A 19,009-nucleotide genomic window follows, 5' to 3' on the forward strand; every position below is an offset into this window, starting at 1 on the left:
TTGCAGGACGATCCATCGACCGAACTCGGCCCATTGATCACCGCGCAACACCGCGACCGCGTCGCCGGTTTCGTCGAACGCGCCGTGGCGCAGCCACACATTCGTCTGATCACGGGCGGCAAGGCCGTGGAGGGCAACGGCTACTTCTTCGAACCCACCGTGTTGGCCGACGCCCAGCAGGACGACGAGATCGTGCGTCGCGAAGTGTTCGGGCCGGTGGTGTCGGTGACCCGATTCAGCGATGAAGCGCAGGTACTGGGCTGGGCCAACGATTCGGACTACGGCCTGGCGTCATCGGTATGGACCGCCGACGTCGGCCGCGCCCATCGCCTGTCGGCGCGCTTGCAGTACGGCTGCACCTGGGTCAACACGCACTTCATGCTGGTCAGCGAAATGCCCCATGGCGGGCAGAAGCTGTCGGGGTATGGCAAGGACATGTCGATGTATGGGCTGGAGGATTACACCGTTGTTCGGCATGTGATGTTCAAGCATTAACCCCCCTTGCAGGAGCGAGCATGCTCGCTCCTGCAAACGATAGCGGCACACCCAATCCCCGTGCGTTACAAGGTTCTCTGGCTGTTGCCGATGCCCTTGGCAATGTCAATTCCCCAGTCCATCGCCGCTTCCATGTCCAGCATATGCGGTTTTGGATCGTGGTTTTCGTCAATGACCGAGCCATCCGGTCGGTAGACACCGATGAACATGCCCAACGAGCCGTCCTTCAGGATCTCGGCCGTGACCTTGATTTTGCATCCGTTCGAAAGCGTCTCCTTGTGCTCGATATGGCGCTCAGTCATTGCTGTTCTCCTCCCGCGGCTGGTTTCGACCTATCGGCAATGCTAGCTCAGCCGCCTCCCAAGCGCTGTTCGAGGCGACGGCGACCGCGCCCTGACAGCGGCGCAATGCCACCTATACTAGAGGCCACCTCCCCCCAAGGGGCTGCACTCCCAACAACAAAAAAGCAGAGGTGGAACATGGTCTGGCAGCAAATCTACGATCCGTTCAACAACCCGGTGCTTTCGACCCTCATGGCCGCCGTGCCGGTGGTGGTGATGCTGGCAGCCCTCGCGTTCTTCCATGTCAAGGCACATCTGGCGGCACTGCTTGCCCTGGCCTCGGCCCTGGTGATCGCGATTTTCGCCTTCGGCATGCCCGCCGGCATGGCCGGGTCGGCCGCGTTGTACGGCGCCGCCAACGGTTTGCTACCCATCGGCTGGATTGTGTTGAACATCATTTTCCTGCACCGGCTGACGACCGAGAACGGCTCTTTCAAAGTGCTGCAGGACTCTCTGGCGCGGATCACCGACGATCGCCGCCTGCAGCTGCTGCTGATCGCCTTTTGCTTCGGCGCCTTTTTCGAGGGCGCCGCGGGGTTCGGTACGCCGGTGGCGGTGACCGGGGCGATCCTCATCGGCCTGGGCTTTTCACCACTGGCCGCTTCGGGCCTGGCGCTGATCGCCAACACCGCACCCGTGGCTTTCGGGGCCCTGGGTACGCCGATCATCACCCTGGCCAAAGTCACCGGGCTCGATGAAATGGAGCTGTCGATGATGGTCGGTCGGCAACTGCCGTTCTTCTCGGTGATCGTGCCCTTCTGGTTGATCTGGGCCTTCGCCGGCTGGCGCAAGATGCTGGAAATCTGGCCGGCGATCCTGGTGACCGGCATCAGCTTTGCCGTTCCGCAGTTCATCGTGTCCAACTATCACGGACCGATGCTGGTGGACGTGATCGCCGCCCTCATCTCCATGGCCTGCCTGACGGGCTTCCTGAAGGTGTGGAAACCGGCCAGCGTGCATACCTCCGCCGCCTTGTCCGGGCGCGTCGACAACTCGGCCATCGCCGAAGAGCACGACGAAAAACCAGTCGCCAGCGCCACCTTTGCCAGCGACGCCAAGCCAGCGGTGATGCGCGCCTGGATGCCGTGGATCATCCTCACCGTCTTCGTTTTCGCCTGGGGCACCCAAGGCTTCAAGAACATGTTCGATACCCGCCCCGCGATCGATCCGGCCACCAGCACGGCCAAACTCGACCCCCAGGGTAAACCGCTGCGCGAAGCGAACCCGATTTTCGCCCCGATCCTGACTTTCACCACGATTCACCAGCAGATCGAAAAGGTTCCGCCCGTGGTGCCCGCGCCCAAAACCGAAGAAGCGATCTACAAGTTCACCTGGTTCACCAGCACCGGCACCGGCATCCTGCTGTCGGCGATCCTCGGTGGGCTGTTGATGGGCTACTCCATCCCGCAGCTGGTTCACCAGTACCTGCGCACGCTATGGGTGGTGCGCTACTCACTGATCACCATTACCGCGATGCTAGCCCTGGGCTTCCTGACCCGCTACTCGGGGCTGGACGCGACCATGGGCCTGGCGTTTGCCGCGACAGGGATTTTCTATCCGATGTTCGGCACCCTGCTGGGCTGGCTCGGCGTGGCCCTGACCGGCTCGGACACCGCCTCCAACGTGCTGTTCGGCGGCCTGCAAAAAGTGACCGCCGAGCAACTGGGGCTCAGCCCGGTGTTGATGGCGGCCGCCAACAGTTCCGGCGGGGTCATGGGCAAGATGGTCGACGCCCAGTCGATCGTAGTCGCCTCCACCGCCACCCGCTGGTACGGCCATGAAGGGGAAATCCTGCGCTATGTATTTTTCCACTCGATCGTCCTGGCGATCCTGGTCGGTGGCCTGGTGACCTTGCAAGCGTACGTCGCGCCGTTCAGTCATATGGTGGTGGGCGGCCATTGATTTCCCGGGCTTTCATGAACGGAGTATCGTAAAACGACTATGAATATTCTCTACGATGAACGCGTTGATGGCGCTCTGCCAGATGTCGACAAGGCCGCCTTGTTGCAGGCCTTGCGCACACAGCTGCCCGATCTGGAGATCTTGCACCAGCGCGAAGAACTCAAGCCATACGAATGCGACGGGCTGAGCGCCTACCGCACCACGCCGATGCTGGTGGTGCTGCCGCGCGAGATTGCCCAGGTTCAGGGCGTATTGCGCCTGTGCCATGAACGCCGGGTCCCGGTGGTCGCGCGAGGCGCCGGGACCGGCCTGTCCGGCGGCGCATTGCCCCTGGAAAAAGGCGTGCTGCTGGTGATGGCTCGCTTCAACCAGATTCTGCAGATCGACCCCGCCTCCCGTACCGCCAGGGTGCAGCCGGGGGTGCGCAACCTGGCGATTTCCCAGGCCGCCGCACCGTTCGGCCTGTACTACGCGCCAGACCCGTCATCGCAAATCGCCTGCTCGATTGGCGGTAATGTCGCCGAAAACGCCGGCGGCGTGCATTGCCTGAAATACGGCCTGACCGTGCACAACCTGCTGAAGGTCGACATCCTCACCGTCGACGGCGAACACCTGACCCTGGGCTCCGACGCCCTGGACTCTCCAGGCCTTGACCTGCTGGCCTTATTCACCGGCTCCGAAGGCATGCTTGGCGTGATTACCGAGGTCACGGTCAAGTTGCTGCCCAAGCCGCAGTCCGCCAAGGTGCTGCTGGCGGCGTTCGACTCTGTGGAAAAAGCCGGCCGCGCCGTGGGCGACATCATTGCCGCCGGCATCATCCCGGGCGGCCTGGAGATGATGGACAACCTGGCCATCCGCGCCGCCGAAGACTTTATCCACGCCGGTTACCCGGTGGAGGCCGAAGCCATCCTGCTGTGCGAACTCGACGGTGTCGAAGCCGACGTGCGTGACGATTGCGACCGCGTGCGCCAGGTACTGCAACAGGCCGGCGCCACTGAAGTGCGCCAGGCCAAGGATGAAGCAGAACGCGTGCGCTTCTGGGCCGGACGCAAGAACGCCTTTCCGGCGGTGGGCCGCCTGTCACCGGATTACTACTGCATGGACGGCACCATCCCGCGCCGTGAACTGCCGGGGGTGCTCAAGGCCATCGCCGAACTCTCGGCCGAGTACGGCCTGCGGGTGGCCAACGTGTTCCATGCCGGCGACGGCAACATGCACCCGCTGATCCTGTTCGATGCCAATACACCGGGTGAACTGGACCGCGCCGAAGCCCTGGGCGGCAAGATCCTCGAGCTGTGCGTGAAGGTCGGCGGCAGCATTACCGGTGAACACGGTGTAGGCCGGGAAAAAATCAATCAGATGTGTGCGCAGTTCAACAGCGATGAGCTGACCCTGTTCCATGCGGTCAAGGCGGCATTCGACCCCGGCGGCCTGCTCAATCCCGGCAAGAACATCCCGACCCTGCACCGCTGCGCCGAGTTTGGCGCCATGCATGTGCACGCCGGGCAATTGCCCTTCCCTGACCTGGAGCGTTTCTGATGCACCCACCTGCTGATCTCGATGACAGCGTTGCGCTGCTTGAGCAGGTCAACCAGGCGTTGGCCAACGCGACGCCCCTGCGCATTCAGGGCGCCAACAGCAAGGCGTTCCTTGGCCGCGTGACGGCGGGGGAAATACTCGATACACGAGCGCACCGGGGCATCGTGCGCTATGACCCGACAGAGCTTGTAATCACGGCGCGCTGCGGCACGCCACTGGCGGAACTGGCCAACGTGCTGGACGCCGCGCAGCAGATGTTGCCCTGTGAACCCCCGGCCTTCGGCGATGACGCCACCGTCGGCGGCATGATCGCTTGCGGGCTGTCCGGGCCGCGTCGGCCATGGTCGGGGTCGGTCAGGGATTTCGTGTTGGGCACGCGGGTGATCACCGGGTTAGGCAAGCATTTGCGCTTCGGTGGCAAGGTCATGAAGAACGTCGCCGGGTACGACCTGTCGCGCCTGATGGCCGGCAGTTACGGCACCCTGGGCCTGATCACCGAGGTTTCGCTCAAGGTCCTGCCCAAGCCCCGGCGGGCCCTGAGCATTAGCCTGCAGATGAGCGCCGAACATGCCCTGCTGCGCCTGGCGGAATGGGGCCAGCAACCGTTGCCGATCAGCGCCGCGTGTCATGACGGTGAGCGCCTGCACCTGCGGCTCGAGGGCGGAGAAGGTTCGGTGGCGGCGGCCCATGATCGCCTGGGCGGCGAGGTGCTCGACCCTTCGTATTGGGCCGATCTCAACGAACAGCGCCTGGCATTCTTCGACGAAGACCAGCCACTGTGGCGCCTGTCCGTGCCCCACAACACACCGCGCCTGTCCCTGCCCGGTCGGCAACTGATCGACTGGGGCGGCGCCCAGCGCTGGCTCAAGTCCGATGCCCAGGCCAGGTTCATTCGCCAGGTCGTCGCCGAGGCTGGCGGGCACGTCACCTGCTACAGCCACGGGCTCACGGATACGCCCTTCCAGCCGCTGCCCGACGCGCTGCTGCGCTACCACCAGAGCCTCAAGCAGCAACTCGACCCCCAGGGCATCTTCAACCCCGGACGCCTGTACGCGGAGTTATGAACCATGCAGACCACCTTGAGCGAACGCGCCCGCCGATTGCCCCGTGCCGAAGAAGCCGACAGCATCCTGCGCACCTGCGTGCACTGCGGTTTCTGCAACGCCACCTGCCCGACCTATCAATTGCTCGGCGATGAACTCGATGGCCCGCGCGGACGCATCTACCTGATCAAACAGGTACTGGAAGGCAACGAAGTCACGGAAAAGACCCAGCAGCACCTGGATCGCTGTCTGTCGTGCCGCAACTGCGAGACCACCTGCCCTTCGGGGGTCGATTACCACAACTTGCTGGACATCGGCCGGGCCGTGGTCGATGCGGCGGTGCCGCGTCCGATCGGCCAGCGCCTGTTGCGCGAGGGGCTGCGTACGCTGGTGCCGCATCCAGACCTGTTCAAGCACCTGGTCAACAGCGGCCAGACATTGCGCGCGCTGCTGCCCGGCACCCTGCAAAGCAAACTGCCGCGCAACCTCCCGGCACCCAAGCAGCGTCCCGCACCGCGCCATGCCCGGCAGGTGCTGATGCTCGAAGGTTGCGTGCAACCGGCACTGTCGCCCAATACCAACGTGGCCGCCGCCAGGGTATTGGACCGGCTGGGCATCAGCGTCATGCCGGCCCGCGAGGCCGGGTGTTGCGGCGCCGTGGATTATCACCTGGACGCCCAGGCCGCCGGCCTCGATCGCGCCCGGCACAACATCGACGCCTGGTGGCCGGGCATTGAACAAGGCGTCGAGGCCATCGTGCAAACCGCCAGCGGTTGCGGTGCCTTTATCAAGGATTACGGGCATCTGCTCGAACGCGACCCAGCCTATGCCGACAAAGCCAGGAGGGTCAGCTCACTGGCCCGGGACCTGGTGGAAGTGTTGCAGGGCGAACCGCTGGAACAGTTGGGCATCCACAACGCCCACCGCGTGGCGTTCCATTGCCCCTGCACCTTGCAGCACGCGCAAAAACTCGGTGGCGCGGTGGAAAAGCTGCTGATCCGCCTGGGATTCAATCTCACCACGGTTCCGGACAGCCATTTGTGCTGCGGTTCGGCGGGCACCTATTCGCTGACCCAACCGGAACTGGCCCGGCAACTGCGCGACAACAAGATGAATGCCCTGGAAAGCGGCTACCCTGAAGTCATCGTCACCGCCAACATCGGCTGTCAGTCGCACCTCGACGGTGCGGGCAGAACCCCCGTGCGGCACTGGATCGAACTGGTCGAAGACGCCCTGTCCCAATAGCGCCCAATGGAGAACGCCATGAACCATAAAGCCGTCCTGAGCCAGGCTGAAGTCAGTCAGATACTCGCTGCCGCGCGCACCGAGGCCCAGGCCAACCAATGGCCGGTGACCATTGTCGTAGTCGATGACGGCGGCCATCCCCTGGCCCTCGAACGCCTCGATGGCGCGTCGCCCATCAGTGCCTACATCGCCATTGAAAAAGCCCGCACCTCGGCCTTGGGCCGTCGTGAATCCAAAGGCTATGAAGAGATGGTCAATGGCGGGCGTACGGCCTTTCTGTCGGCCCCACTGCTGACCTCCCTCGAAGGCGGGGTGCCGATCACGGTCGACGGCCAGGTGATCGGCGCGGTCGGGGTGTCCGGGGTCAAGGCCGAACAGGATGCACAAGTGGCGAAAGCCGGGGCGCAGTGCCTGTAATGATATTTGGAAGAGGAAGCGCCTTATGACCCGCCTCACCGCAAAAGACTTTTCCCCACAATTGCTGGAACTCTATGACTACTACGCCCATGGCCTGATCAACCGACGCGAGTTTCTCGACCGCGCCGCGCTGTTCACCCTGGGTGGCTTGACCGCCAGCGCGCTGCTGGCGTCCCTGAGCCCGGACTACGCCCTCGCCGAACAGGTCGAATTCACCGACCCGGACATCATCGCCGAGTACGTCACCTACCCCTCACCCAAGGGCAACGGGCAGGTGCGTGCCTATCTGGTGCGTCCGGCAAAAGCCGCCGGCAAGGTCGCGGCGGTGGTGGTTGTACATGAAAACCGTGGACTCAACCCTTATATCGAAGACGTCGCGCGGCGCCTGGCCAAGGCCGGTTTCATCGCCCTTGCCCCCGATGGCCTGAGCTCGGTCGGCGGCTACCCCGGCAACGACGACAAGGGCCGTGCGCTGCAGGAAAAGGTCGACCCGCAAAAGCTCATGAACGACTTCTTTGCCGCCGTCGAGTGGATGATGAAGCACCCCGACGCCAGTGGAAAAGTCGGCATCACCGGTTTCTGTTATGGCGGTGGCGTCACCAACGCGGCAGCCGTGGCTTACCCGGAACTGGGCGCCGCCGTGTCGTTCTACGGCCGGCAACCGGACGCCAAGGACGTGCCCCGGATCAAGGCGCCGGTGATGCTGCACTTCGGTGAACTGGATACGCGAATCAACGAAGGCTGGCCCGCCTATGAGCAGGCGCTGAAGGCCGGCGGCAAGACCTATGAAGCCTATATCTATCCCGGCGCCAACCATGGCTTTCACAACGACTCCACGCCGCGTTATGACGAGGCGGCGGCGAAGCTGGCGTGGGAGAGGACGCTGGGGTGGTTTCGTAAATATCTGGTTTGATTGAGGGCCGTCCTGTGCACCTCCTTTTAGGTTTGGAGGCTTTTGGATTGGGTGTATATCCGTTGCTGCGGTAACGGCCACCTATGGTTTCGCTCTTACAGCGAGTCACTTGGAAAAGCCCCAAGTAACCAAGGGCTCTTGCCCCTGGCGCTCGGTGCCGAGCCTAAGCGAGGCTCCGAGTGGTGGGGCAAAGCCTTTTGGTTCCTTTTTGGCGTTTGAAAAAGGGACTCGCCGTAAGGGCGAAACCATAAGTGGCCGTTACCGCAGGAATGGATATGTACACCCCAAGTTTTTAAACACAACCCCCTGCACACCGTCCCCGCAGGAGCGGTGTACAGCCCAGCCGCCGGGACCTACTTCGGCTGCGGCACCACCCGTAGATACGGTTTCAGGGTCTTGAACCCATCCGGATACTTCTTCCTCGCATCCTCATCGGAAACCGACGTCGGAATGATCACGTCCTCCCCCGGACGCCAGTTCACCGGCGTGGCGACGGTGTGCTTGGCGTTCAGTTGCAGCGAGTCGAGCAGGCGCAGCACCTCGTCAAAATTACGCCCGGCGCTCATCGGGTAGATCAGCATCGCCTTGACCTTCTTGTCCGGGCCGATGATGAACACCGAACGCACCGTGGCGTTGTCCACGGCGGTGCGCTGGCCGCCGCTGGCATTGGGGTGAATCATGTCGTAGAGCTTGGCCACCACCAGGTTGTCGTCACCGATCATCGGATAGTTGACCGCATGGCCCTGGGTTTCCTCGATGTCGCCGACCCAGGCGCGGTGGTCGCTGACCGGGTCGATGCTCAAGCCGACGATCTTGGTGTTGCGCTTGTCGAACTCGGGCTTCAATCGGGCCATGTAGCCAAGCTCGGTGGTGCAGACTGGGGTGAAGTCTTTCGGGTGCGAGAACAGGATGGCCCATTTGTCGCCGATCCATTCATGGAAGTGGATCGGCCCTTCGGTACTGTCGGCGGTGAAATCCGGTGCCTCATCGCCAATGCGGATAGTCATGTTCGATCTCCTTTTGTGTAATGGTCGGGGATGTCTTGCATGCTCAGTTTTTTCGAACCTCAATCAGTGTAGTCAGGAACCTGCCTGGCAAAACTTGCGTTAACGTCAATCCACCAAGGCGATCAACTGATGACGCTGCGCATCGGTGAGCATCGGGCCGAAACCGGCGCTGGCGTTTTCCGTCATGTAGCGCGGGTTGCCGGTGCCGGGGATGACGCAGGTCACCGCCGAATGCGACAACAGGAACTTGAGGGCCAGGGGCGGCCAGCTCTTGATCCCGACTTGGGCGGCCCAGCCGGGCAACGGTTTACCCTTCAACCGCGCGATCAAGTTACCGCCGCCGAACGGCCGGTTGCAGATCACCGCCACGCCGCGGTCGCGACACAGTGGCAGGATGCGTTTCTCCACGCCGCGGTCATCCAGCGCATAGTTGATCTGCAGGAAGTCCAGTGGCTCGGCCTTGAGCACTGCCTCCACTTCGTCATAGGCCGACGCGGTGTAATGGGTGATGCCGATGTAGCGAATGCGCCCTTCTTCCTTCCACTGGCGCAGGGTCGGCAGGTGGGTTTGCCAGTCCAGCAGGTTGTGGATCTGCATCAGGTCGATGCGGTCGGTCTGCAGCAGACTGAACGATTGTTCCATCTGCGCAATGCCTTCCTCGCGGCCACGGGTCCACACCTTGGTTGCCAGGAATGCCGGTGATCGTGGCTCGTGAATCGACAACAGCTCACCGGTGGTCTGCTCGGCGCGGCCGTACATGGGCGAGCTGTCGATGACCTTGCCGCCCTTGTCGAACAACGCGTCAAGCACGGCGGGCAAGCTGCGGTACGCAGGATCAGAAGGCGCCACATCGAAGCCGCGATAGGTGCCCAGGCCGACAGCGGGCAAAGGCTCTTTGCTGGAAGGAATGACGCGGGTCATCATGGTCTTGCCTCCTGTTCCCGCCGCTGGCGAGGTTTGCGCACCGCTCGGGCCGAGCGTGAAGACCGCCGAAGCGGCGGCAGCCAGCGTGAGTATTTGCCTGCGGGTCAAACCTTGCGCATGGCTCATGACGTTTCCCTCACCGGTGGCCCGGCTCCTGTGGTCCAGCTTCGGCCATTCGCGCCTGGCGCCTGGCCAGCCACAGGCACAACCCGCCCCACACTCCCGCCACCGGCACGACCGCCAGCGCGACCAGGCCGAAGCCTGCGCCCAGGGCCGTCAAACCGGCCGACAACCAACCGCTGGCAGCGTCACCGCCACGATAGACCAGGGTTTCGATCACATTCTTGGCCTTGTACTTCTCTTCACGGCTGACCACCGTCCACAGCACCTCACGCGCCGGCCGCACAATGGCGAACTCCACTGCGCGGCGCAGCCCCTGGGCCAGTGCCACGCTGGCCGGCACCGGCGCCAGTGCCATGGCGCAAAACGCCACGATTGTCGCCAGGGGCAACGCCAGCAGCGCGCCGCCGATGCCCAGCAGACGAATCAACGGCGCCGTCAGCAGCAACTGACAGATCAAGGTCAGCGCCGACACCAGCAAATCGACCATGGCGAAAAATTGCGTCCTGCTGCCTACATCAGCGTAGCTGCCAGCGACGATCCGTCCCTGCTCGAAATACAACAAAGTCGCGGCGCTGGTGTGCAGCAGCATGAAGGCCACCAACCCCAATAGATAAGGCGAGTGCAGGATCAGCGTGATCCCGGCGAGCATGCTGCCACCCAGACGCCGTTCGTCCAATAATCGGTTTCCCTGCTGCGATTGCGTCTTCGCCAGCAGCCCCCGATAGCAACGTACGGCCAGTTCCAGCAACAGCGCCGCACCGACGGTCAACGCCAGCGGACCCAGACGAGTGGCCATGGTCGCCGCCAGCAAGGGCCCGATGAAGGTGCCCAGGGTACCGCCAGCCGCGATGCAGCCGAACAGCCGGCGCCCTTGCTCGCTGGAGAAGCGGTCGACCAGCACGCTCCAGAAAATCGAGACGATGAACAGGTTGTAGAGGCTGATCCAGACAAAAAACACCCGCCCGACCGTCACCGGCGCGACGTGGTTGCCGATCAACAGGCCAAACACCAGCATCGACACGGCAATCACTCGGTAGATCAACGGCACGAAGCGGGTGGCCGGCAGCCGCGACGCCAGGGCGCCGAACACCGGCACCATCAGCAACATCACCACGAAGGTGGCGGTGAACAGCCATTGCAACTGGTCGACACCCCCTTCAAGGCCCAGGGCATCGCGCAACGGTCGTACCAGGTAATAGCTGGCCAGCACGCAGAAATGGAACGCAAAACCCAGGGCCAGGGCCGCTCTTTCCTCAGGCAACACGTTGAGCCACTTGAGCGCGATGGGCATCGGTGCCCTCCTTTGCCGCCAGCTACACTTTGACGGCACCCCGGAGCCGTCAATGTCGCCCACTAACGTTAGCCGAATGTCCCGTACCCTGGTGTTACTCGTCGTCATCGCCGCTGCGCTGTACCTGGCGCTCTGCGCGGCCCTGTTCGTGTTTCAGCGCGCGCTCATCTACTTCCCGCAGCCCCGCGCGGTCGACGCGCCCGGGACCTTGCTGATGTTGCCCGTGGACGAAGCCCAGGTGCTGGTGTCGGTGCGCCCGCATGCCGGCCCCAAGGCGCTGATTTATTTCGGCGGCAATGCCGAGGACGTTTCGCGCAGCCTGCCGGAGTTCGACCGGGCCTTCCCCGACCATGCCCTGTACCTGCTGCATTACCGTGGCTACGGTGGCAGCAGCGGTTCCCCCTCCGAAGAAGCGCTTGCCCGCGATGCCATGACCTTGTTCGACAAGGTCTACGCCGATCACCCGCAAATAGCCGTGGTCGGGCGCAGCCTGGGCTCGGGGGTTGCGGTGCGCCTGGCCAGTTATCGGCCGGCAACGAGACTGCTGCTGGTCACGCCGTACAACAGCCTGGAGGAACTGGCGGAGCACCAGTTCCGCTGGCTACCGGTACGATGGCTGCTCAAGGATAAATTCGAATCCTGGCGCTACGCCGAGCACATCACGGTGCCGACGCGCCTGATCGCCGCTGAGCACGACGAAGTGATTCCAGGTGCAAGCACCCGTCGGCTCTACAGCCATTTCCCCCCGGGCGTGGCGACGCTGCAGGTGATCCCGGGCACCGGGCACAACTCGATCGGCAACAGCCCCGAATACCTCAAGGCGCTGGAGGATGGCCTGTTGTAGGAGCGAGCTCGCTCGCGAAAAACCCGAGAGCGCCGCGGTGCGTCAGGCTTCCCGCGTCATCGTTGACCTCCATCGCGAGCAAGCTCGCTCCTACCGTTCTGCATCTGCGCCTTCAGAAACCCCATCAACTCCGCCGCTGCCGGCGACAGGCTATGACCCTTGCGGCACAAGATGCCGATCTGGCGTTCCACCCGGGGCTCGGCCAAAGGCAAGAACACAAGCTGTTCATTGCCCTTGGGAAAAGCCAGGGACGGCAGCGTGGTAATGCCGATGCCCTCTTCGAGCATCGCGATCAGCGAAATCATGTTGGAGACGAACAGCAGGCTGCTGTCGAGCAAGCCCGCCGCGTCGGTTCCCGCCAGCAGCCGCGAGGTGCCGTTGCGCACCAGCGGGTAGGCTTGCAGGCTCGACCAATGCAGCGCCCCGCCGTTGGCCACCAGCGGATGATCATGCCGACAGACCACCCCGACCCGGTCACTCAGGATCGGCACGAACTCGATGTTGTCATCCGCCACCCACACGCTGCTGATGGCAAAGTCCACCTGCCCCTGGACCAATAGCTGCTGCACGCTGTCGGCGGTGCCGTCCTGGATGCTGATCTGCATTTTCGGGTGCTCGCTCACGAACCGTGCGAGCAGGTTCGGCAACAAGCGGCTGGCCACCGACGGCACCGTGGCAATGCTCACCTGGCCGATTTCGTGCCGCGCCAGCAGGCTCACTTCCCGGGCGATGCGATCGTGATGGGTGAGCAAATCCTGGAACAGCGGCAGGCAGTGCGCGCCAAACGGCGTCAGCTCGGTTTTACCGCCCTTCTCGAACAGTGGCTGGCCGAGCTTCTGTTCCAGTTCGCGCACCGCCAACGACAACGCCGGTTGCGTGCGATACGCCTGCCTGGCCGCGCCGTGGAAGCTTTTGAGCTGCGCGACGAGCACGAAATAACGCAGTTGAGTGATTTTCAGCTCGGGCAGCACGGTTAGTTTTCCTTATCATTTCATATTTATTATTAATTTTAATTTGCAGAGTAATACTCTCAAGATGGGACCAACGCAATCGGAGGTTCCCATGGCACTGCAACCCTACAAAAATTTCATTGGCGGCAACTGGTGCGAAGGCCAGGGTTTTATCGCCAACCACAGTCCTTCGGATGTCGAGGACCTGATCGGTCACTACCACCAGGCCAGCGCCGAACAGACCCTGGATGCCATCGCCGCCGCCCGTGATGCCCAGCCACAATGGGCGGCCAGCGGCCTTGAACAACGCCAGCAGATCCTGATGGCCATCGGCGACGAGCTGATGACGCGCAAGCAGGAGCTCGGCGAACTGCTCTCGCGCGAAGAGGGCAAGCCGCTGGCCGAGGGCATCGGTGAAGTCCATCGCAGCGCGCAATTCTTCCACTACTACGCCGCCGAAGTGTTGCGCCAGATGGGCGAGACGGCCGCCTCGGTACGCCCCGGGATCGAGATCGAAGTCCAGCGCGAACCGGTGGGCGTGGTCGGCATCATCACCCCGTGGAACTTCCCGATGGCCACCGCCGCGTGGAAGATCGCCCCGGCCCTGGCCTTCGGTAACGCCGTGGTGTTCAAGCCGGCCAACCTGGTGCCTGCCAGCGCCTGGGCCCTGACCGAGATCATCAGCCGCCAACCCTTGCCCGCCGGCACCTTCAACCTGGTGATGGGCAGCGGCAGTGTGGTGGGCGAAAGCCTGATCCAGTCGGCCGATATCGATGCATTGACATTCACTGGCTCCCTGCAGACCGGCCGCCGCGTCGCGGTGGCCACCGCCGGCAACCTGGTGCGCTGCCAACTGGAGATGGGCAGCAAGAACGCCCTGGTTGTGCTGGATGATGCCGACCTGGACATCGCCGTCGAATGCGCCTTGAACGGTGCCTTTTTCGGCACCGGGCAAAAGTGCACCGCCTCTTCGCGCCTGATCGTCTGCGATGGTATCCATGACCGGTTTGTCGAGGCATTGGTCGCACGCATGCGCCAACTGAAGGTCGGCCATGCCCTTGAACAAGGGGTGCACATCGGCCCCGTTGCCGAAGCCCGACAACTGCAACAGAACCTTGATTACCTGCGCCTGGCCAAGGAAGACGGCGCGACCCTGGTCGAAGGCGGCGAGCTGCTCGCCCTGGAACCGGCCGGGCACTACATGCGCCCCGCGCTGTTCACCCATACCACCAACCAGATGCGCATCAACCGCGAAGAAGTGTTCGGACCGATTGCCTGCGTGATCCGGGTGAGTGACTACGATCAGGCCCTGGCCGTATTGAACGACACCGAATACGGCCTGACCGCCGGGATCATCACCCAGTCGCTGCGTTATGCCAGCGATTTCAAACGCCGCGCCCGCACCGGTTGCGTGATGGTCAACCTGCCCACCGCCGGCACCGATTACCACGTGCCGTTCGGCGGCCGCAAAGCCTCCAGCTTCGGTCCGCGCGAGCAAGGGCAATACGCCCGCGAGTTCTACACCGTGGTCAAGACCACCTACGTGCGACCTTGAACGGGAGATCACCATGCACGATTTATTGATGATCGATGGCCTGCAATATTCCAACTGGAGCGAAGACATCTTCCGCCAGATGCAGGCCGGCGGCCTGAGCGCGGTCCACGCCACCATTGCCTACCACGAGAATGCCCGGGAAACGCTGTCGCGCATCGGCGAATGGAACCGCCGCTTCGAAACCTGGCCGCAACTGATCCGTCCGGTTCGTGAGGCCTCGGACATTCGCCTGGCGCATCAGGAGGGCCGCGTCGGGATTTTCTTCGGCTTCCAGAACTGCTCGCCCATCGAAGACGACATCAGCCTGGTCGAGGTCTTCCGCCAGCTCGGCGTATTGATCATGCAACTGACCTATAACAACCAGAGCCTGCTGGCCAGCGGCTGTTACGAGAACGAAGACAACGGCATCAGCCGCTTCGGCCGCCAGGTCATCGCCGAGATGAACCGCGTCGGCATGCTCATCGACATGTCCCACAGCGCCGAGCGCAGCACCCTTGAAGCCATTGAGCTGTCGAGCCGGCCGGTGATCATCTCCCACGCCAACCCGTCGAGTTTCCACGCCGCCAAACGCAACAAGTCCGATGCCGTGCTGCGCGCGATTGCCGAGTCCGGCGGCCTGCTCGGTTTCAGCACCTACCCGTTCCACCTCAAGGGTGCGTCGGGCTGCAGCCTGGAATCGTTCTGCGACATGGTCGCCAGCACGGCCGAACTGATGGGCGTGGAGCATATCGGCATCGGCACCGACCTGTGCCAGCAGCAACCCCTGCAAGTGCTCGAATGGATGCGCAACGGGCGCTGGAGCAAAGACAAGGACTATGGCGAAGGCTCAAAGGACAACGCCCACTGGCCATCACCGCTGCAATGGTTCCGCGACAGCCGCGATTTCCCGATCATCGCCCAGGGCCTGCGCGACCGAGGCTTCGCCGAGGACGAGGTACGCAACATCATGGGACTCAACTGGTTGCGCCTGCTGGAAAGCGCGACCACCGCGCACAACTGACCCTTGACCTACTGACCCTGGTTTCACACCGTGAGGACAGCACAGCATGAAAAATAACAACAATAGCCTCCCGTTCATCCCCCAAACCGGCGATGCACAGCCCCAGGCGCGTATTTTGGAGGCATCATGAAAACATCCGACACCCTGCAGGGCGACGTCCAGCCACTGGACCTTGCGCCGCCGAAAACAAACATCGACTGGCCACTGTTCCTGATCAGTGGCGGCTTCCTCGGCGCCTTCCTGATCGCAGCCCTGGTCAACATCGACGGTGTGTCGCTACTGGTGAACACGCTGTTCGCCTGGTCGACGAAGTTCTTTGGCTTGTACTGGCAGATCCTGATGCTCGCGACCTTCGCCATGAGCCTGTTCATCTGCTTCAGCAAGTGCGGTCGCGTCAGGCTCGGCGGCGTCGACCGACGTCCCGATACCAGCACCTTCAACTGGATCGCGGTGATCATGTGCGCCCTGCTCGCCGGTGGGGGTGCCTTCTGGGCGGCGGCGGAACCGATGATGCACTTTGCCAGCCCGCCACCGCTGTTCGCCGGCATGCAACCGCATACCGAAGCGGCAGGCCACGCCGCGCTCGCGCAATCGTTCGTGCACTGGGGCTTCCTCGCCTGGGCGGTATTGGGCAGCTTGCTGGCCATTGTGCTGATGCACTTGCACTACGACAAAGGCTTGCCACTGGCACCGCGTACCTTGCTCTATCCACTGTTCGGTGAACGTGCACTCAAGGGGCCGATTGGTACCCTGGCCGACGCCACGTCGATTATTGCCGTGGTCGCCGGCACCATCGGCCCGATCGGTTTCCTCGGCCTGCAGATCAGCAGCGCGTTGCATTCGGTGTGGGGCATTCCCAACGACCTGATGGTGCAGTCCATCACCATCGTGCTGGTCACGGTGATGTACACCATCTCCTGCCTGGTCGGGCTCGAGGGCATCCGCTTCGTCAGCGGGATCAACGTCTGGCTGATGATTGGCCTGGCGGTGTTCATGGTACTGCTGGGGCCCACCGCGTTCATCCTCGGCGGTTTCCCCACGGCGTTTGCCTTGCACATTGAACAGTTCATCCCGATGACCCTGTTCCGTGCCGACCCGAAATGGCTGGACTGGTGGACGGTGTTCTACTGGGGCTGGTTCATTGGCTACGCGCCGATGGTGGCGCTGTACGTGGCGAAGATTTCCCGGGGCCGGACCATCCGTGAAGTGATCATGACCCTGTCGATCATCGCCCCGTTGGTGACCATGTTCTGGTTCACCATTGTCGGTGGCGCCGGCATCGGCATGGAATTGCAAACCCCGGGCATCGTCACCGCCCACGGCGCGCAACCGGAAGACCTGCTGCTGGGCGTGACCCAGAACCTGCCCTTGGGTGGATTGATCTCGGCGCTGTTCCTGTTCCTGAGCTTCATTTCGGTAGCCACCAATGGCGATGCCATGGCCTTCACCGTGGCGATGGCGATGTCCGCGAATGACAAGCCCAAGGCATGGCTGCGCGCCTTCTGGGCGATCGGCATGGGCCTGGCCGCCGTGGTGCTGATCACCATCGGCTCGGGTGGGGTCACGGCGCTGCAATCCTTTATCGTCATCACTGCCGTACCGGTTTCGCTGCTGATCCTGCCGTCGCTCTGGGATGCATTGCGCATCGCCCGGCAGATGGCTCGGGAACAGGCAGTCTGATAATGAACAGTCCAGGAATCGCAATGATGTCGCACACCGACACAGACACCTCTTCGGCCTTGCGCCCCGCCGCCCGGGTCATGGACCTGGAACGGCTGGGCAGTCACTTCCAGAGCCGCCTGAGTTTCGTGCGCAGCAGCATGCGCAAGATGATGAACGAGCAATGGCGTATCGAGCGCACTCGCTTCGATCTCGACGCCGAGGGCTTCGGCACGGCGATCTATCGGATCGACACCGCCAGTGCCCACTATCACTGCGTGATTTTCTCGATGTACCTGCCGCCGGAAAAACGCAGTGACCGGGTCATCGCCGATCAGTGGGACGTCAGCTTCGTGCTGCTGGCCGGCGATGTCGACGAGCCGCAACTGGCCGACTTGCGGCGCAACGTGCCGTTGCAGGAAGCCGGACGTTTCGATGCGCGGGTGCTGGTGCTGTCACGGGCCAACCGCAGCCTGCGCAACTTCGAGCGCTTCCTCGGGGCGCTGGCGGAAGGTTGCCAGCCAGACCCACGGCAATTGGCCGAGGTCGGCTACCTGTATCGCACCACCGCCGTGTACGGCAACGGCAAGTTCGGCATCGCCGACTTCAGTTGCCTGCAAGGCAATGCCGACTTCACCCAACCGTTCAGCGCACAGATGTTCACCGTGTACCTGCTGCGACATTTCAGCATCGAGCAGATCGAGCACATGGCCCGGGCGCGCAATCCGCAACGGGCGGTCGGGCTGGACATCGAGCTGCAACGCTACCTGGGGGTCGGCAACTCCACGGGGCTGGGCATGGCGCCGTTCCTGGTCAATCACCCGCAACTGGTGGACCAGTGGGTGTTTGCCCGTGAAACCGCACTGGCGAAGGTGGTGGATCAACCGGCTGACGTGCCCCGCGCGCAGCGTTTCCAGGCACTGTTGCAGCGGGCTCGGCAGCACCTGCAACAAACCAGCACCGAGGACCAACGGCAAAGTGCAATCGACCAACAGACCCTGGCCGATCTGGATCAACTAAGCCAGTGGTTCGCCTGCCAACCCGTCAGCGCCGATCTGTGGTCACGGCTGCAGGGTTGGGCCGAACTGAACGCCGGCTTCGGCTGCCAGGAACTGCTGGTCAGCCTGCTGCTGGAGCTGTACCCCGAACAGGTCGATCCGCTGGCCGAGCAGATGTCGGTCAACGAGGGCTTTCGCCTGAACGCCGAGATGCCGCTGGACGCGCTGTGCAACCTGATCGAGACCCGCTACCGCTGGGCGCTCGACTACGACCTTGGCGATGCCGGGGCCAATCACTTCTTCTGGTATCGCTCGGCGGAAAAGGAAGAACCGCGCCTGGGGGAACGCGCCATGGAACCTGGCGCGGAAAAGGAAATGCAGCTGGGCATCGCCCACAACCTCCAGCGTTGCCACCGCGCCTTGCTGGCCTACCGCGAACGACATCCACAGCAATTGACCGCGCATTTCCTGCTCGCCCAGCCGTCGTTCAAAGGCACCGTGTGCCGGTTGCAGGGCATGGCCCGTTGCGCCTTCGGGGAAATTCGCGCCAACCTGATGGACCGCAACATGCTGCCGATCCACCTGCTGCGCTGCAAACTGGCGTTCTTCGGCGCCGGCAAGTTCGACCCCAAGTCCAGTCGTTGGGTGCGCATCACCCTGTTCCAGGGGGCTCCGCTGGTCAGTGAGATTGGCCAGCCTTTCGCCGATGACTGGAATTTCGCCGTGATGCCGACACTGCCCACCGCTGCCGGAGAACACTGAT

Annotated in this window: 17 protein-coding genes; 12 read left to right on the forward strand and 5 right to left on the reverse strand. The window is 63.0% G+C overall.

The features are described from left to right. Positions 1 to 495: aldehyde dehydrogenase family protein (locus tag ACIO0C_RS08635; protein WP_401310333.1), on the forward strand; the 495-nt coding region annotated here is incomplete at its 5' end. A 65-nt stretch (positions 496 to 560) separates the two neighbouring features. Here ACIO0C_RS08635 and ACIO0C_RS08640 read toward each other — a convergent pair. Next, positions 561 to 797, reverse strand: coding sequence for a hypothetical protein (locus ACIO0C_RS08640; RefSeq protein WP_401310336.1), 237 nt, complete (start codon positions 795 to 797; stop codon positions 561 to 563). A gap of 177 nt (positions 798 to 974) precedes the next feature. Here ACIO0C_RS08640 and ACIO0C_RS08645 point away from each other — a divergent pair, with 177 nt between their 5' ends. From ACIO0C_RS08645 to yghX, 6 genes are read left to right on the forward strand one after another with little or no spacing between them, the layout of a single operon-like run. Then, the gene (locus ACIO0C_RS08645) at positions 975 to 2,738 is read left to right on the forward strand and encodes an L-lactate permease (protein WP_401310339.1); all 1,764 of its coding nucleotides are present in this window, start codon (positions 975 to 977) and stop codon (positions 2,736 to 2,738) included. Positions 2,739 to 2,777: 39 nt separating this feature from the next. Next, positions 2,778 to 4,277 (forward strand): glycolate oxidase subunit GlcD, encoded by a 1,500-nt coding sequence (gene glcD / locus ACIO0C_RS08650; protein WP_401310341.1) that lies wholly within the window; start codon positions 2,778 to 2,780, stop codon positions 4,275 to 4,277. Continuing rightward, on the forward strand, positions 4,277 to 5,341 hold the full coding sequence (gene glcE, locus ACIO0C_RS08655) for a glycolate oxidase subunit GlcE (RefSeq protein ID WP_401310344.1): 1,065 nt from the start codon (positions 4,277 to 4,279) through the stop codon (positions 5,339 to 5,341). Before glcD ends, glcE begins: the two co-directional genes overlap by 1 nt. Positions 5,342 to 5,344: 3 nt before the next feature. After that, the gene (gene glcF, locus ACIO0C_RS08660) at positions 5,345 to 6,565 is read left to right on the forward strand and encodes a glycolate oxidase subunit GlcF (protein WP_401310347.1); all 1,221 of its coding nucleotides are present in this window, start codon (positions 5,345 to 5,347) and stop codon (positions 6,563 to 6,565) included. A gap of 18 nt (positions 6,566 to 6,583) precedes the next feature. Further along, positions 6,584 to 6,982, forward strand: a complete 399-nt coding sequence (locus ACIO0C_RS08665) for a heme-binding protein (protein ID WP_401310350.1) — start codon at positions 6,584 to 6,586, stop codon at positions 6,980 to 6,982. Between the two features lie 25 nt (positions 6,983 to 7,007). Next, a complete protein-coding gene (yghX, locus tag ACIO0C_RS08670) occupies positions 7,008 to 7,895 on the forward strand; it encodes a YghX family hydrolase (RefSeq protein WP_008065924.1) in 888 nt (295 codons plus the stop codon). A 353-nt stretch (positions 7,896 to 8,248) separates the two neighbouring features. Here the strand turns inward: yghX and ACIO0C_RS08675 are convergent, their stop codons facing one another. The 3 genes from ACIO0C_RS08675 to ACIO0C_RS08685 all read right to left on the reverse strand — a co-directional run bounded on the left by ACIO0C_RS08675 (position 8,249) and on the right by ACIO0C_RS08685 (position 11,240). Then, positions 8,249 to 8,902 (reverse strand): peroxiredoxin, encoded by a 654-nt coding sequence (locus tag ACIO0C_RS08675; RefSeq protein ID WP_020796455.1) that lies wholly within the window; start codon positions 8,900 to 8,902, stop codon positions 8,249 to 8,251. Between the two features lie 105 nt (positions 8,903 to 9,007). Continuing rightward, the gene (locus tag ACIO0C_RS08680) at positions 9,008 to 9,952 is read right to left on the reverse strand and encodes an aldo/keto reductase (RefSeq protein ID WP_401310355.1); all 945 of its coding nucleotides are present in this window, start codon (positions 9,950 to 9,952) and stop codon (positions 9,008 to 9,010) included. A gap of 10 nt (positions 9,953 to 9,962) precedes the next feature. After that, positions 9,963 to 11,240 carry an NTP/NDP exchange transporter gene (locus tag ACIO0C_RS08685; RefSeq protein ID WP_401310357.1) on the reverse strand — a complete coding sequence of 426 codons (1,278 nt, stop codon included), beginning with the start codon at positions 11,238 to 11,240 and terminating at the stop codon, positions 9,963 to 9,965. A 52-nt stretch (positions 11,241 to 11,292) separates the two neighbouring features. Between ACIO0C_RS08685 and ACIO0C_RS08690 the strand changes: the two genes are divergently transcribed. Next, positions 11,293 to 12,084, forward strand: coding sequence for an alpha/beta hydrolase (locus tag ACIO0C_RS08690; RefSeq protein WP_401310360.1), 792 nt, complete (start codon positions 11,293 to 11,295; stop codon positions 12,082 to 12,084). Positions 12,085 to 12,140: 56 nt separating this feature from the next. On the opposite strand, the gene ACIO0C_RS08695 is transcribed toward ACIO0C_RS08690, so the two are convergent. Then, complete coding sequence (locus ACIO0C_RS08695) at positions 12,141 to 13,055, reverse strand: LysR family transcriptional regulator (RefSeq protein WP_401310363.1); 915 nt, start codon at positions 13,053 to 13,055, stop codon at positions 12,141 to 12,143. Between the two features lie 91 nt (positions 13,056 to 13,146). On the opposite strand from ACIO0C_RS08695, the gene ACIO0C_RS08700 reads away from it, so the two are divergent. From ACIO0C_RS08700 to ACIO0C_RS08715, 4 genes are all read left to right on the forward strand, one after another. Continuing rightward, on the forward strand, positions 13,147 to 14,589 hold the full coding sequence (locus ACIO0C_RS08700) for an aldehyde dehydrogenase family protein (RefSeq protein WP_401310366.1): 1,443 nt from the start codon (positions 13,147 to 13,149) through the stop codon (positions 14,587 to 14,589). A 13-nt stretch (positions 14,590 to 14,602) separates the two neighbouring features. Beyond that, the gene (locus ACIO0C_RS08705) at positions 14,603 to 15,589 is read left to right on the forward strand and encodes a dipeptidase (protein WP_401310369.1); all 987 of its coding nucleotides are present in this window, start codon (positions 14,603 to 14,605) and stop codon (positions 15,587 to 15,589) included. Between the two features lie 126 nt (positions 15,590 to 15,715). Beyond that, on the forward strand, positions 15,716 to 17,269 hold the full coding sequence (locus tag ACIO0C_RS08710; protein ID WP_401310371.1) for a BCCT family transporter: 1,554 nt from the start codon (positions 15,716 to 15,718) through the stop codon (positions 17,267 to 17,269). 23 nt (positions 17,270 to 17,292) lie between these two features. Beyond that, positions 17,293 to 19,008: a hypothetical protein gene (locus ACIO0C_RS08715; RefSeq protein WP_401310374.1), complete on the forward strand. Its 1,716-nt coding sequence runs from the start codon at positions 17,293 to 17,295 to the stop codon at positions 19,006 to 19,008. Position 19,009: the final 1 nt, after the last annotated feature.

The sequence above is a fragment of the Pseudomonas sp. NPDC087336 genome (assembly GCF_044744285.1).
Lineage (GTDB): Bacteria > Pseudomonadota > Gammaproteobacteria > Pseudomonadales > Pseudomonadaceae > Aquipseudomonas.